The organism is Acidobacteriota bacterium (assembly GCA_026707545.1).
Lineage (GTDB): Bacteria > Acidobacteriota > Thermoanaerobaculia > Multivoradales > Multivoraceae > Multivorans.
Genome location: JAPOWR010000001.1, coordinates 2,624,235 through 2,638,396, shown reverse-complemented (window position 1 = coordinate 2,638,396; position 14,162 = coordinate 2,624,235). Strand labels below are relative to the sequence as shown.

The following is a 14,162-nucleotide window of genomic DNA, read 5'->3' as shown; positions in this document are numbered from 1 at the left end:
GGAGGTCGGGTTCGGCAGCCCAACACGGCTTCGTCCGAGAAGGAGTTCGAGATGCGACGAGTCCATGGTCCGATCGTCATCTGCATGGTCCTGGGGGCGTTGATCGCCGCGAGCACCTTCGGCGACGCGCCGCAGACCGGCACGGTCGAAGGCGTCGTCACCGATGCATCGGGCTCGCCGATCCCCGGAGTGGCCGTCGCTCTCGAGAGCGAACGCGGTACGAAGACGGCGATCACCGACGCGGAGGGCACCTATCGGTTTGGCCTGCTGGTGCCCGGCGACTACACGGTTCGGGCTTCCATGGAGGGCATGCAGTCGCAGCCCGCCGCGGCGCCTCTCGAAGCCGGTACGCGCCTGGTCAGGAACCTCGAGCTCGCCGCAATCACGGAGGACACCATTACCGTGATCTCCGAGGCGCCGCTGGTCGACAAGTACGAAGTAGGGGCGGCCTCGACCCTCGAAGCCGAGGTGGCGGAGAACGTGACCTTCGGGAAGCGGAACTATCAATCGGCGGTCATGCTGCTGCCCGGCGTGACCAGTGATGCACGGTCACAGGCCCTCGGCGATCACACGCCGACCGTCAACGGCGGCCTGTGGAGTGAGACCGCGGGCTTCGTCGACGGCGTGGATACGTCCTTCAACCGCCGCGGCGGCAGTTCCCGCCTGTTCCTGCCGACCACGGCGTTGTCCTCGGTTCGCCTGGAGTCGGCCGGAGCTCCGGCCGAGTACGGGCGGGTGATCGGCGGCGTCACGAACGCTGTCGTCAAGACCGGCACGAATACGTTCCACGGCGATTTGCTCTACATCCTCCAGCGTCAGAGCTGGCGCTCGCAGTTGGACGCCGTTCCACTGCCGCGCTCGAGCGACAACACGAGCAGCTTCGAACTCGCGTTCGGCGGTCCATTCGCTCGCGACAGGGCCTGGTTCTTTCTCGCCGGCGGCGAGACGAACTCGAACGAGATCGACGCCTTCCGCGGCGGCGGCGTACTGGACAACAGCCTGCGGGGCGAGCCGCTGGTCGGCAAGTTCAACTTCCAGCCGAGCCAGGACCACCAGTTCTCTCTCCTCTATGCCGACGGCAGCGTGTCCAAGGTGTTCTGGGAAGCCAGAGCCGCCGACCTCTGGACTCCAGGCGTCTTCGATCTCACCGAGGTCCTCACCCAGGGAGCCTGGAACTTCGCTGTCTCCTCGAACGCCTTCCTTGAGGTCAAGGTGGCCGACTACACGTCGGAGATCATCCGCGGCCAGCTCAATGAGCGTCCCGTCGATTCCAGCGCGAACCCGGACAGTCCGGCGGGAAGCGGCGCCGCTTACTGGGATCTGGCGAACGGCCTCAGATACAACGCGGTGTACCTCGGCGGCGGCACCGGCTACAACTCCTTCCCGCGGACGCAGGGCAACGTCGCGCTGAGCCTGTTCCGCGGCGACCATGAGTTCAAACTAGGCGTCGATTACCAGGATGTCGAGTTCGAGAGCTTCAACACCCCACCGACCCGCTACCAGGGTCAGGGCTACGACGAGAACCTCCCGGGCGGTTTCAGGGTGCCGGTGCGCAAGCGGGTCTTCATTAGACCCGACGAGCCGGTGGTCACGACCAGCGACAACCTGGCGGTCTTTGCCCAGGATCGGATCACGGCCGGCGAAAACTGGACGTTCAACGTCGGGCTTCGCATGGACGCGCAGAATCACGCAAACGACGTCGGCGAGGAAGCCACTTCACCGACCGACATCGCGCCGCGTCTGGCGGCGATCTACGACATCCGGGGCGATGGCAGGACCCTGCTCAAGGGCACCCTCGGACGTACCTATCAACTCATCGGGACGCACATCGTCAACGGCTACATGTCGCGTTTGCCGAACGGCGCGAATGCCTTTCACCAGTACGGCTACAACCCGGCGACTCAGCTCTACGACCGTTTCCAGTTCACCGCGATCCCGGACAACCGGACGCCGATTCAGCCATTCGACCCCTACTACAAGGACGAGGTCACCTTTGCGGTCGAGCGGCAGATCGGCGATCTCTGGGCCTTCGAGGTGCGCGCCATCCTGTGGGAGCTCGGAGACATGTACTGGGGCAACGAACAGTTCGACGCGAACGGCATCCCCTTCGACGCGATCGCCAACTATGGCGAGGGCAAGCGGGACTACCAGGGGCTGCAGTTCGAGTTCAACCGGCGTTACCGCGGCAACTGGACTCTCAGGACCAACTACACGCTGTCAAGTGCCGAGGGCAACGCCGCCGGGAACATCACGAACAACGACACGACGGACAACGACACCTTCCTCGAGGGTAGGGGAGGGGTCGACGTGGTGACTGGCGCGACGGACTCCACCGAGGTCAACCGTTTCGGTCCCATCTCGTCCGATCGCACCCACAACCTGAACGTGATGGCGCTCAAGTACTGGGAGCTGGGGAGCCACCGACTGGGCCTCGGTGCGACCGGCTGGTTCCGCTCGGGGCGCCCCTGGACCCGGATCGGCCGGGCCACGGTCGCTCATCCGGCGAGCGGGCAGAGGATCATCACGGAGAGGTACCTCGCGCCGCGCGGCTCCAACGAACTGGAGAACACGATGAACATCCACCTGACCGCGACCTGGGACTTCCCGCTGGGCGGACGAGTGGAAGGGCAGTTGCGAGCCGAGTTGGCGAACGCAACGGACGAGCAGGAGCAGATCATCGTCAATCCGTTCAACGGCAGACCGTTCCCGGGACGCGTCTCCTACCAGGTGCCGAGGGAGCTCCGAATGGTGGTCGGAGTCCGCTTCTAGGAGCGTTCGCAGCGATCTCAGTGCGCCCCGGCCTGTAGCGTGGCGTAGCGCCGGTAGTGCCCGTCGGGCACGGCCATCAGCTCCTCGTGAGTTCCCTGTTCCCGGATCTCTCCTTCCTCCAGGAAGTAGATCCGGTCCGCGTTGGCGATCGTCGACAGGCGGTGGGCGATGATGATGACCAGTTTGTGCTTCGCCGCTTCGTGCAGCGCGTCGACCAGGTAGGCCTCGGTCTCCGGGTCGAGCGCGGAAGTCGGTTCGTCGAGGATCAGGATGCGCGCGTCCCGCAGTAGCCCGCGGGCAATCGCGATGCGCTGCTTCTGGCCGACCGAGAGCTTGCTGGTCACGGTGCCGAGGTTGGTCCGGTAGCCGTCGGGCAGGGCGGCAATGAAGTCGTGGGCACCGGCGACGCGCGCGGCACGCTCGACTTGCGCCTCGGTCGCGTCCGTGTTCCCGTAGCGGATGTTCTCGAAGATCGAGTCGGAGAACAGTTGCGTCTCCTGGAAGACGTAGGAGACCTGATCGCGGAGGCTGTCGACCGATACGTCCTTCAGGTCGACGCCGTCGATCGCCACCGTGCCTTCGGTTGGCTGAACGAAGGCCGGCACCAGGTAGGCGAGGCTCGTCTTGCCCGCGCCGGTCGGGCCGACGAATGCGACGATCTCGCCCAGGCGGGCATCCAGGTTGATGCCGCGCAACGCCCGGCGACCGTCGGGATACGTCAGCCCGACGCCCTTCATCTCGACGCCGCGGCTGATCCGGGGCAGCTCGACGCCTTCGCCCGTCTTCTCCGATGGCAGGTCCATCAGGAAGAACACCCGGCGCAGTCCGGCGATGTTGTCCTGCAGAACCGGGTAGATGAAGCCCATCCCGCTGAACGTCGCGCTCAGGACGAAGAAGTAGTAGTTGAGGACGAAGTAGTCGCCGGCCGTGAACGTGCCGTCGATCACGCGTCCGGCGATAACGACGAAGAACAGGACCTGGCTCAGCAGGAAGGCCAGGCTGCCGAATTGCTGGTAGGTCAGCTTGAGCAGCGACTCGATGCGAAAGCGCCTGAAGGACTCCTCGCTGGCCTTCCTGAATCGCTGGCCTTCCCGCTCGTTTCCACCGAGGCTCTGCACGGCGAGCACATTGCTCATGCCCTCTTCGATGTTCGCCGTCGTCGCGGCGCCCGAGGCGCGGCTGGCCTGGCTTCTGCGCCGTGCCATCCGCGCGAATGGACCGACGAAGATGAGCATGATCGGCAGCGACAGGGCGGCCAGCAGGATGACCTCTGGAGCGTCGCCGAAGTACGTGTACATCATCATCGCGCTGATCGTGATGCCGAGCGCGTGGGAGTAGAACTCGAGACCCACCTCGTAGAGAACGCGGCTGACGCTCGTCGTGTCGTAGAGGACGCGGTAGATGCTGTCGCCGATCCGCTGGTCGTCCAGGGTCGTCATCGGCAGGCGCTTGATCCGCTCGGCGAGTTTCGTCCTGAGCAGGTGATTCATCGACTGGGTCAGGCGCAGGTGCACCCGGAAGTCGAGGAGTCCGAGAATGCCTCCCATCAGGCCGGAGCCCCGGTTGGCCTCGTTCTCGGTCCGGGTGGCCGTGTCGTGCCCCTGGGCCAGGGTGCCGTGCCCCTGCTGGAGGAGGACGGTGGCGCCGCCCGACGACGCCGCGGATGCTCCGGTGGGCATCCCGGTCGCGGACCTGACGGTGCCCCGGTTCGTCGTGAACCCGAACACGGTCACCATGAAGACGCCGAGGACGAGTACCCACGCCATGATCTCCAGCGGGCCCTTGCCGGCCAGGAACAGCACGAAAGGGCTTAGGTATGAGGGGAAGCCGGCCGCGTCGACGATGGGCATGCCGAGGATGACGTGGTCGACGACGACCTTGCCCGGCCAGGGCGCGACGAGCAGCCGGAACGCCATCTCCGCGGTCAAGAACCCGAACTTCGTGGCCACCCGGGCCTTGAACAGGCGCATGTAGGAGAGGGCCCGTCCGAAGATGCGCAGGACTTCGCGGAACGGGATGTCGGTCCGGGTGTCGAGCGTGCTCGCCGAACGGTCGAGCGCTTGCTCTCGCTCCCGGAGCCTTGCCCGCCACGTTTGGCGGCGGCCCGGGAGTCGCGGGGCGGCCGCCGGCTGCGTCAGATCGACTCCGGTAGCGCCGCACGCCAACCCGCGCGGAGGCGGCGGGACAGTTCCTTGATCTGTTCGCGGCGACCCGGGTCGGAAGCCAGGTTCTCGTACTCGAAGGGATCTTCCTCGAGGTCGTAGAGCTCGCGCTCCGTCTCAGCGCCGGCCGCTCTCAGCGGCGTCCATTCCGTGTAACGGTAGCGCTGCGTTCGCAGGGTGCGGCCGTGGAAGCCCTGGCGGATCGATTCCGAGAAGGCCGCCGATTTCCACGGGCGGGCCGGATCGTCGAGCAGCGGCCTGAAGCTCGTGCCTTCGAGTTCATGCACCGGGGCCGGCAGGTTGGCCAATTCGACGAGCGTTGGGTACAGGTCGACCAGTTCCACGAGTCCGCCGGCGACCTCACCGGCCTGCCGGCCGTCCGGAAGCCGGACGAGGAGCGGCACGCGGGTCGACTCCTCGAACTGGACCGTCTTGCGCCACAGTCCGCCGTGCTCGTTCAGTTGAAAGCCGTGGTCGCTGGTGAACACGACGATCGTGGAGTCGGCGAGATCGAGCAGCTCCAGGGCGTCCAGCAACTGGCCGACGTAGAAGTCGGTCATCGTGACCATCGCGTGGTACGCGGCGATCGCCTGCTTGCGCTGCCTCTCCGTGTGGGCGGCGTCGTCCGGCAGGATTCGGAACGCCGCGGCGGGCAGGTCGGCGGTGTCGTCCGGCGGCGTCTGCGGCAGTTGAATCTCGTCGACCGGGTGCTGGTCGAAGAACTCCACGGGGCCGACCCACGGTTGATGGGGTTTGTGGAAACCGGCGGCGATGAAGAAGGGCTTGTCCCGGTTCTCGGCCAGCAACTGGACGATCCGCGTCGCCGTGGTTCCGTCCGGCGTCATGCGCGGCGATTCGTGCGTCGCGCGCCATGACAGGGGCAGACCTCCTTGCCGGCCGAGGGGTGCGAGGACATCGGCGCGTGACATGCCGTCCTCGGAACCGTCCACCCAGGTGTTGTCGCGTTCGACGGACAGGTCGACGCCGGGCAGGTAGCCCGGCAGGTGAAGGCGCATTTCGGGCTCTCGCGACAGGGCGAAGTTCGACACGTCCCAGGACACCGCGTGCTCGAAGATGTTGTGCGCGATCTTCCCGACCCGGGCCGTGAAGTAGCCGTGGTCGTGGAAGTGCTCCGGCAGCATGCGCAAGTCGTCGCCGATCTTCGTGCGGGGAGGGGTCTGCCCGTTGTGGATGTCCGTCGTGGACGGCCGCAGTCCGCTCAGGAATGAGGTCCGCGAGGGGTTGCAGAGCGGGTTCTGCACGTAGGCGCGGTCGAAGCGGATGCCCTCGGCGGCCAGCCGGTCCAGGTTCGGGGTCTTGGCGCCGGCATACTGCGGAGAAGGCGCCGAGTCGAGGTAGGCGCCGAGCGCGACGTTCAGGTCGTCGGCGACGATGAACAGGACGTTCGGGCGCTCTTCAAGGCCCGTCTGCCGATTCGGCGCCGCGGCCGCCAGCAGCAACTGGTCCGACCGGTCGCCGGGCTGTGCGGTGGAGGGCACGGCGAGCAGCGCGCCGAGGATCAGGAGTGCGGCTTGCTTTCTCATCGTATGCGTCCCGTGAGTCAATAGAGTTGCACGTTCCTGAGATGTCTGTCGTTCCACTGCCGTCGCCGTTGAGGGCGAGCGTATCCGCGTTGCTGCTTCTGCTTGCGGGGCTACTGACGTTCGTCGTCGGCTGCGCGCCCGAGAGCCGCGCCGACCGGCTGGAGCCCGCCGCTCTGGCGCCCCGACCCCCCGCCGTCGGCGGTCCGCGCTACGGCGGCCATCTGCGGGTGGGCCATTCACTCGAACCCACGTCCCTCGACGCGATCCTGGGCCGGTCGGGCGCTGACGCCTACTTCTGGCGGCAGATCTTCGATCAACTGGTCGACGCGGATCCGCAGCTCAATCCGCGGCCGGAGACCTCGCTCGCCACCTCCTGGGAGATCGCGACGGATCCCGACTCGATCACGTTCCACCTGCGGGAGGGCGTCGTCTTCCATGACGGCACACCCTTCAATGCCCATGCGGTGAAGACCAACATCGAGCGGATTCTGGACCCCGAGACGGTCGCCACGCCGCGCGCTTCGCTGGCGGTGATCGAGGGGGTCCAGGTGATCGACGAGTACACCGTGCGCTTCGATCTGGCGCGGCCGTGGGGCGCGGGTTTCGGCATGCTGGCCGACCGCGGCGGTGTGATGAGCTCGCCGGCCGCGATCGAGGCGCTCGGCCCGGACTACGGCTGGAATCCGTCGGGAACCGGGCCGTTCAGGGTGAAGGAGGTGATCACCGGCACCCTCGTGCACTTCGTGAGGAACGAGGACTACTGGGGTCGCGACGAGCACGGCAACCAGCTTCCGTATCTCGACGAGGTGACGATCCGGGTGATCCGCGACGAGACCGTCCGCGCCGCCGCCCTGCGCACCGGCGAGATCGACGTCACCTACCTCCCCTACAAGGACGTATCGACCTTCGAGCGCGACGAGCGGGTCCGGATCGAGACGATGCCGGGCGGCGGCATCGCGCTGACACTGGTGTTCAATGTCGACAAGCCGCCGCTCGACGACGTGAACGTCCGGCTGGCGATCGCGCACGCCGTCGACCCGACCGTGATCAACAGGGCGATCTTCTTCGACCGCGCGATCGAGGCCGACGCGGGAATGTGGCCGGTGGGTTCCTGGGTCCACGAGCCGGACGGCGAACGGCCGACCTATGACGTCGACAAGGCCCGGCAGTACCTCGAAAGGGCCGGGCTTGAGAGCGGCCTGGAGTTCACCGCGGTCACCCACCACAATCCCCTCCTCGTCTCCAGCGCCGAGGTGGTGCGGGCGATGCTGAAGAAGATCGGCATCCACATGGACATCGACGTGCTGTCGAGCGGACCGGCGACCGAGAGGTTCAACCACGGCCAGGAGTACCCGATGTTCATCACCTCCTGGAGCCGCTATCCCGAGCCGGACTGGATGGCCTCGCTGGCCTACAAGAGCGACGGCTACTACAACCCGGGCAACGTGCTGCGGCCGGACGTCGATGAACTCGTGGAACTGGGCGCCTCGCTCTACGACAACGACGCCCGCAAGCAGGTCTACATCGAGCTCAACCGGACGGTGCTCGGCGAGGCCTGGTTCACGCCGCTGCTCTACGGCGTGACCTTCGCGGCGGCGCCCGGGAGGGTGCGCAACCTCGACCAGTTGATGGGCTGGGACGGCAAGATGAACTTCGCGACGATCTGGCTGGAGGAGTAGCACCTGCGCAGCTACCTCGCGCGCCGCCTGTTGCAGGCGGTGCCCGTCCTCCTCCTGGTCACGTTCCTGGTGTTCGCGCTGATGCTCGCGATTCCGGGCGACCCGGCGCGGGCGTTCATCGGACCCGGCGAGGCGCTCGACGAGGAGCAGTTGCAGCTCATCCGCGAACGTCACCACCTGGACGAACCGGTGATCGTCCAGTACCTGATCTGGCTCGGCAACGTCCTCCAGGGCGACTTCGGCCGTTCGACCCAGAACATGCGCCCGGTGGCGGAGGAACTCGGCGGCCGGGCTCTGGTGACCCTGCAGTTCGGCCTGGCGGCCTGGATTCTCGCCGTACTCGTCGGCGTGCCGGCGGGCATCGCCTCCGCGGTCTATCGCGGCAAACCGATCGACTACGCGGCGACGGTGGTCTCCATCGGCGGGGTCGCCATCCCGAACTTCTGGCTCGGCATCATGGCGATCCTGCTCTTCGGCGTGGGGCTCGGCTGGCTGCCGAGCCAGGGCTACGTGAGCCTCTTCGACGATCCGTTGCAGAGCCTTCGCCACATGGTCCTGCCGGCCTTCGCCCTCGGCGTGACGAGCTGCGCCTTGATCATGCGGCAGAGCCGCTCGGCCATGCTCGAGGTGCTCGCCCAGGACTACCTGCGCACCTCGCGCGCCCGGGGTTCGAGGGAGCGCACGGTGATCTGGTCGCATGCCCTGCGCAACGCGCTGCTGCCGGTCATCACGATTCTCGGTCTGCAGACCGGCCGCATCTTCGCCGGCGCGATCGTCATCGAGACGCTCTTCGGCATCCCCGGCACCGGCCAGTACATCGTGCAGGCGATCTTCGCCCGCGACTTCCTGGTCGTGCAGGCGGCGGTGCTGCTGATGGCGGTCGCCGTGCTCGCCGCCAACCTGGTCACCGACCTCGCCTGCGCCTGGCTCGACCCGAGGATCAAGTTCGGTGACTAGCCTCGCCGCCAGCCCGGGCCACCCGACCCTCGAGCTGCTGCGGAAGCTCGCCTCCGTGCCGCAGGCGCTCGCTGGCCTCGTCGTGCTGGCGCTGATTGCCGCGGCGGCGGTGCTGTCGCCCTGGATCGTCCCCGTCGACGCCGAGGAGATGGACTTCGACAACCTCCTCTCGGGTCCCAGCGCCGCGCACTGGCTCGGCTCGGACCAGATGGGCCGCGACACGCTGGCGCGGTTGATCGTCGGTGCGCGGATCGCGCTCTTGGTCAGCCTCGGCGCCGTTGGATTGGGCGTGTTGCTGGGAGTGCCTCTCGGCCTGCTGTCCGTCTACTTCCGCGGCCGCGTCGACGACGTGCTGATGCGGCTCATGGACGCGCTGGTCACGTTCCCCAGCCTGCTGATCGCGGTCGGTCTGGCCGCCGCCCTCGGCGGCTCGCTGCGCACGGTGATCATCGCCATCGGCATCGCCAACGTGCCCTGGATGGCCAGGATCGTCCGCAGCCAGGGGCTCTCCATCCGTGAGCGGGACTTCGTCAAGGCCGCGGAGTCGCTCGGCCTCAGCCACCCGCGCATCATCGTTCGCCACATCCTGCCCAACTGCATCGCCCCGGTGATCGTCCAGAGCACCCTCAGCATGGGCTACGCGGTGTTGACCGAAGCCGCCCTCGGCTTCGTCGGCGTCGGCATCCAGCCGCCCACCCCCACCTGGGGCAACATGCTCCAGCAGGCCTTCCCGATGCTCGAGCAGCAGCCGCTGCTCTCGATCGTCCCGGGCGTGGCGATCTTCCTGCTCGTGCTGTCGTTCAACTGTGTGGGGGACGCCCTGCGGGATCTGCTGGATCCTCGGCTGCGGGGGGTGATTCACTGATGCGGTCTAGCTTGACGTATCATGACACGTCAGGACGTGGCGGGTAGATGAGACCGGAGGCGTTTCGATGACGGCGATCAAGATCAGCTCGAAGGTGGACGAGGCAGCCTGGAACGAACTTCGTGACCTGGCAAGGGAGACGAAACGGAACGTCTCGGGCCTGCTTTCCGAGGCGGTCGAGGAGTATCTCGCGCGGCGCCGCGTGAGGCCGGACGTACTGCGGCATCTGGAGGACTCGATGCGCGAGAACGAGGAGTTGGGGAAGCTCCTCGCGCAGTAACCGGTCTATCGTCGCTGATCCGTGGACCGAGTCCAGTTCCTCACGCTCGACGAGCTACTGGCGCTGCACGAGCGGCTGATCGAGCGCTTTGGTGGCTCAGCCGGCGTGCGCGACCTGGGGCTGGCGGAGAGTGCGCTCTTCCGCCCTAAGTCTGGCTACTACCACGACGTGGTGGAGATGGCCGCGGCGCTGTTCGAGTCGTTGCTGATGAACCATGCCTTCGTTGACGGGAACAAGCGCATCGCGTTCTTCGCGACCGACGTCTTCCTGCGGCTGAATGGCTGGAAGCTGGAGGTCGAAACTCGGGAGGCCTACGAGTTCTTGGTTGGAGGACTCGAAGCAGGGACGCTGGATCGAGACGCGCTGGACGAGTGGCTCCGCGCCTCTGTGCGTCCCGAAGGCAGCACCCTGCCCTCCGGGTAGTCGGCGCCGGTGATGCTCGCGTCGACGGACCGGTTCCAGGCATCCAGTTCCGCCCGCATGCGGGCGGCGAGTTCGGGCTGCTGCTCGATCAGGTTGTCCTCTTCCCCGGGATCGTCGATCACGTTGTAGAGCTCGAAGGGATCGGTCGGGTCGGAGAAGTAGTTCCGCACCAGCTTGACGTCGTTGTCGAGCCAGGCGAGGCCGCCGCTGGCGCGGAAGCCGATGGGCTGCTCGCGGCGGGTGGGCTCGGACTCGAACACGCCGGCGATGGAGATGCCGTCGTGCACGTCGTTGATCGACTCCGGGTCGAGCTTTGCGACCTCGATCAGCGTCGGGAAGATGTCCATCGTGCTGGCGGGGAAGTTGGAGATCCTCGGCGCGATGCCGTCTGGCCATTCGATGATCGTCGGCACGCGCAGGCCGCCCTCGTAGAAGTCCTTCTTGAAGCCGCGCAGGTGGCCGGTGGTGTCGGGGCGGATGCCGGGATTCTCGGGGCCGTAGTCGATGTCCGGTAGCCCGCCGTTGTCGCTGGTGAACCAGACCAGGGTGTTGCCGGCGATGCCGAGTTCACGCAGGCCCTCGCGGAGGGTGCCGATCGAGCGGTCCATGGCGACGATCTCGGCGTGGTGCGTCCTGGAGGCGTCGTCGAGTTGCGTGAACGGCTCCTCGTCTTCCGGGAAGGCGCCGAAGGGCCGGTGCGGTGAGGCGTACCAGATCACCGCGAACACCGGCTTCCCGTTCTCCCGCTGCTCCGAGATGTAGCGCAGCGCTTCGGCGACCAGGATCTCCGACGAGTCGCCCTCGAACTGCTTTGGCACTCCGTTCTGACTGAAGACGGGGTCCAGGTTGAACTGGTTCGTGTGGCTCAGCCAGTAGCCGAAGCCGAGTTCGCCCGGATTGTGGGGGTCGTCTCCGGGGAGCGGATTGTCGCCGCTCGGGTGGACCTGGTTCAGGTGCCACTTGCCAAAGTGAGCCGTCGCGTAACCGGCCTGCCGGAATGCCGTGGCGAGCGACTTCTCCTGCTTGTTGATCGAGTCGCCGACGCGGAACGCTCCGGTGCGATCGTTCGTGCGGCCGGTCATGACGGTTGCCCGGGTCGGCGTGCAGCTCGGTGCGCCGGCGTAGAACCGGTCCATGCGCAGTCCGGCGCCGGCCATCGCGTCGAGATGGGGCGTCTTCAGCAGGGGATGGCCGTAGTAGCCGGTCTGCGCCCAGCCCATGTCGTCGGCCATGAGGAGGACGACGTTGGGCGGATCGTCGCCGGCTTCTGGTTGGCAGCCCAGAGCCGCGATGAGCAGCAGGGGGAGGACCGGGCGGAGGGATTGCACCATGCCGTTGTTCCAAGATGTTCCGGAGTTTCCGCTGTCCGAATGCCGGCGGGGACGCCGGCGCACCCAGTGTGAGCTTCTACACGGACTACGGGTTTCCGTTTATCCTACGGTCGCGAGCCGAAATGACACTCTCTAGCTGGAGGACGACATGCACAAGTACCGAGCAACGATTCCCCTGATCTTCGCGGCCCTGCTGGTCACGGCGCTTCCCGCCATGGCGCAGCGCGCTGACGATGCCGACAGGGCGAGCAAGAACGGGATGGTGAAGGGGAAGATCGACGGCGTCTCCATCACGGTGGAGTACGGACGGCCCAAGGTGAAGGGCCGGACGATCTGGGGCGGCCTGGTTCCTTACGGCCAGGTCTGGCGGACGGGCGCCGACGAGGCGACCACGATCACCTTCAGCGCCGACGTCGAGATCGGCGGTCAGAAGCTGGCCGCCGGCACCTATGCCCTCTTCACCGAGCCGGGCGAGAACGAGTGGACCGTCATCTTCAACAAGGCCGCGAAGCAGTGGGGCGCCTTCCGGTACGACGCCGGTCAGGACGCGGCACGGGTGACCGCCACCCCGAAAGCCATCGGGCAGCACGTGGAGGAGATGGAGTTCGTGATCGTGGACTCGTGGGTCGCGCTGCAGTGGGAGCAGCTCGCGGTGCCGTTCGAAGTGAAGAAAGCCGGCTGAGGCGGCGAAGGCCGCGGCGGACCGGCTTTCACCCCGTTCCGGTGGCGAGGACGTAGAGGCGATCCGAGATGTCGCGGACCGTCGCTTCCATCTCGGGATAGAACTCGCCGCGGACGGTCATCAGACCCTGGTGCTGAGCCTGCTCCTTGCCGGGCATGGTGTTCGCGGTGTCGATCATCCCGCACATGTGCCAGCCGACGAAGTCAGGACGGGCGGTGGCGTTCTCCATGAACTCCCGTGTCCAGAGGGCGCGCTCCGCCATGTCGCGCGCGTGCTGTCCATGGGGATTGGGCATCGTCTTGGTCGGCGTGGTGTAGGCGGCGTCGCCGTTCAGGAAAGGCTGCCCCACAGTGTCCGTCAGCCGATCCATCGTCTCGCGCTGACCCTCCCAGCGGGCGTAGTGCTGAGTGTTCACCAGGTCGGTGAACCGGCTCGTCACGGCCGCGACCGAGTGGAGCCCGTCCGTGTCACCGTTGATCTTGTCGCCCAGGAAGAGGTGGTTCGGGTCGGCGCGGCGCAGGGCGGCTCTGGCGACCGAGTAGTAGCTCTCGACGCAGAGCAGCAGGAACGCGGCGTTGTCGCCGCGCTCCGCCTGATTCGCGGGGGCCTGATCGGGCCGCCAGTCTCTTGCCTCGAGCAGATCCGGCCACGTTCCGAAGCGGGTGCCGTAGGTCGCGTTGAAACCGGACACGTCGCCGTAGCGCTCGCGCATGCAGCCGACATACGCCTGCTTGCCGGGGGCTTCGGCGGCGAAGTTGCGTAACCGGCGGGGCCACGTGGTGCTGCCGTTCCATGCCGCCTCGTTGTCGGTCAAGGGCGGACAGTCGGCCATGCAGTAGCCCAGCACCATCGGGTCGTCGCGGTAGGGCGCGGCGACTTGGCGGGCCGTGCGCTCGCATAGCGCCTCGAACTCGGATGCGAAGATGTCCGCGTAGGCGTCCGGCTGGGGCTTGAGGTAGTGCGACAGCACGAGCGGTTCGTAGGGCGCGACGAAGGGAAACTGGGCCCGACCGGGCGGGTGGGTGAGCATCGTGGCGTTCGTGTGAATGCCCAGAGTGTTGAGGCCGAGCCTTCGCAGATCGGCCAGGGCGGCCTCGCGGAACCCCCGGTTCCAGGCCCGGTCGTGCACGTCCTCCGCGCCGAATCGCCGCAGCCAGTGATCGCGGTTGTAGTCCTGCGCCCACCAGTTCGCGTGGTAGTGGTTGACGCCCCAACTGATGAAGGCGTGGCCCTCCGGAGTGACCAGCCACCAGCGCCGGCCATCGTGCTCCGTGCGAAAGAAGCCCGTGGCGTCGAACTTCAGCCCGGTCCAGCCTCCGAAGCGGTCTCGGTCACCGGTCGTTTGCGCGGCCCAGGACGGCAGGCCGAGGCAGGCGCCGAACCCGATGAGGGACGCCCGGAGAAAGTCGCGTCGCGCAAGAGGGAAAGGCAGGCGTCCTCCTTTCGGCTCCACCGATCGTTTCGGCGTCC

Annotated in this window: 11 protein-coding genes; 7 read left to right on the top strand and 4 right to left on the bottom strand. The window is 66.9% G+C overall.

Translation table 11 applies throughout. The annotated features are described in order from the left end of the window. The first annotated feature begins 51 nt into the window (after positions 1-51). Positions 52-2,769: a TonB-dependent receptor gene (locus OXG83_10425; GenBank protein MCY3965446.1), complete on the top strand. Its 2,718-nt coding sequence runs from the start codon at positions 52-54 to the stop codon at positions 2,767-2,769. Between the two features lie 17 nt (positions 2,770-2,786). Here OXG83_10425 and OXG83_10420 read toward each other — a convergent pair whose 3' ends face one another. Both OXG83_10420 and OXG83_10415 read right to left on the bottom strand, forming a co-directional pair. After that, the gene (locus OXG83_10420) at positions 2,787-4,934 is read right to left on the bottom strand and encodes an ABC transporter ATP-binding protein (protein ID MCY3965445.1); all 2,148 of its coding nucleotides are present in this window, start codon (positions 4,932-4,934) and stop codon (positions 2,787-2,789) included. Further along, the gene (locus OXG83_10415; protein ID MCY3965444.1) at positions 4,904-6,475 is read right to left on the bottom strand and encodes a sulfatase; all 1,572 of its coding nucleotides are present in this window, start codon (positions 6,473-6,475) and stop codon (positions 4,904-4,906) included. Before OXG83_10415 ends, OXG83_10420 begins: the two co-directional genes overlap by 31 nt. Positions 6,476-6,564: 89 nt before the next feature. Here OXG83_10415 and OXG83_10410 point away from each other — a divergent pair, with 89 nt between their 5' ends. The 5 genes from OXG83_10410 (at position 6,565) to OXG83_10390 (ending at position 10,679) form a co-directional block, all read left to right on the top strand. Continuing rightward, positions 6,565-8,154 (top strand): ABC transporter substrate-binding protein, encoded by a 1,590-nt coding sequence (locus tag OXG83_10410; GenBank protein MCY3965443.1) that lies wholly within the window; start codon positions 6,565-6,567, stop codon positions 8,152-8,154. A 3-nt stretch (positions 8,155-8,157) separates the two neighbouring features. Next, a complete protein-coding gene (locus tag OXG83_10405; GenBank protein ID MCY3965442.1) occupies positions 8,158-9,111 on the top strand; it encodes an ABC transporter permease in 954 nt (317 codons plus the stop codon). Beyond that, positions 9,104-9,976, top strand: a complete 873-nt coding sequence (locus OXG83_10400) for an ABC transporter permease (protein MCY3965441.1) — start codon at positions 9,104-9,106, stop codon at positions 9,974-9,976. The genes OXG83_10405 and OXG83_10400 overlap by 8 nt, the downstream gene beginning before the upstream one ends. A gap of 67 nt (positions 9,977-10,043) precedes the next feature. Then, positions 10,044-10,256, top strand: a complete 213-nt coding sequence (locus OXG83_10395; GenBank protein MCY3965440.1) for a ribbon-helix-helix domain-containing protein — start codon at positions 10,044-10,046, stop codon at positions 10,254-10,256. A gap of 21 nt (positions 10,257-10,277) precedes the next feature. Then, positions 10,278-10,679, top strand: a complete 402-nt coding sequence (locus OXG83_10390) for a type II toxin-antitoxin system death-on-curing family toxin (GenBank protein ID MCY3965439.1) — start codon at positions 10,278-10,280, stop codon at positions 10,677-10,679. On the opposite strand, the gene OXG83_10385 is transcribed toward OXG83_10390, so the two are convergent. After that, complete coding sequence (locus tag OXG83_10385) at positions 10,568-12,010, bottom strand: sulfatase-like hydrolase/transferase (protein ID MCY3965438.1); 1,443 nt, start codon at positions 12,008-12,010, stop codon at positions 10,568-10,570. The genes OXG83_10390 and OXG83_10385 overlap by 112 nt on opposite strands. A 148-nt stretch (positions 12,011-12,158) precedes the next feature. On the opposite strand from OXG83_10385, the gene OXG83_10380 reads away from it, so the two are divergent. Beyond that, entirely contained in the window at positions 12,159-12,692 is a 534-nt protein-coding gene (locus OXG83_10380; GenBank protein MCY3965437.1) for a DUF2911 domain-containing protein, read from the top strand. A gap of 28 nt (positions 12,693-12,720) precedes the next feature. On the opposite strand, the gene OXG83_10375 is transcribed toward OXG83_10380, so the two are convergent. Beyond that, the gene (locus tag OXG83_10375; GenBank protein MCY3965436.1) at positions 12,721-14,145 is read right to left on the bottom strand and encodes a hypothetical protein; all 1,425 of its coding nucleotides are present in this window, start codon (positions 14,143-14,145) and stop codon (positions 12,721-12,723) included. Between the last annotated feature and the right edge of the window lie 17 nt (positions 14,146-14,162).

Excerpts from the sequence above, each read along its gene's own strand:
- OXG83_10380 (MCY3965437.1), top strand. The coding sequence starts at position 12,159 with ATGCACAAGTACCGAGCAACGATTCCCCTGATCTTCGCGGCCCTGCTG.
- OXG83_10415 (MCY3965444.1), bottom strand. The coding sequence starts at position 6,475 with ATGAGAAAGCAAGCCGCACTCCTGATCCTCGGCGCGCTGCTCGCCGTG.
- OXG83_10425 (MCY3965446.1), top strand. The coding sequence starts at position 52 with ATGCGACGAGTCCATGGTCCGATCGTCATCTGCATGGTCCTGGGGGCG.
- OXG83_10385 (MCY3965438.1), bottom strand. The coding sequence starts at position 12,010 with ATGGTGCAATCCCTCCGCCCGGTCCTCCCCCTGCTGCTCATCGCGGCT.
- OXG83_10395 (MCY3965440.1), top strand. The coding sequence starts at position 10,044 with ATGACGGCGATCAAGATCAGCTCGAAGGTGGACGAGGCAGCCTGGAAC.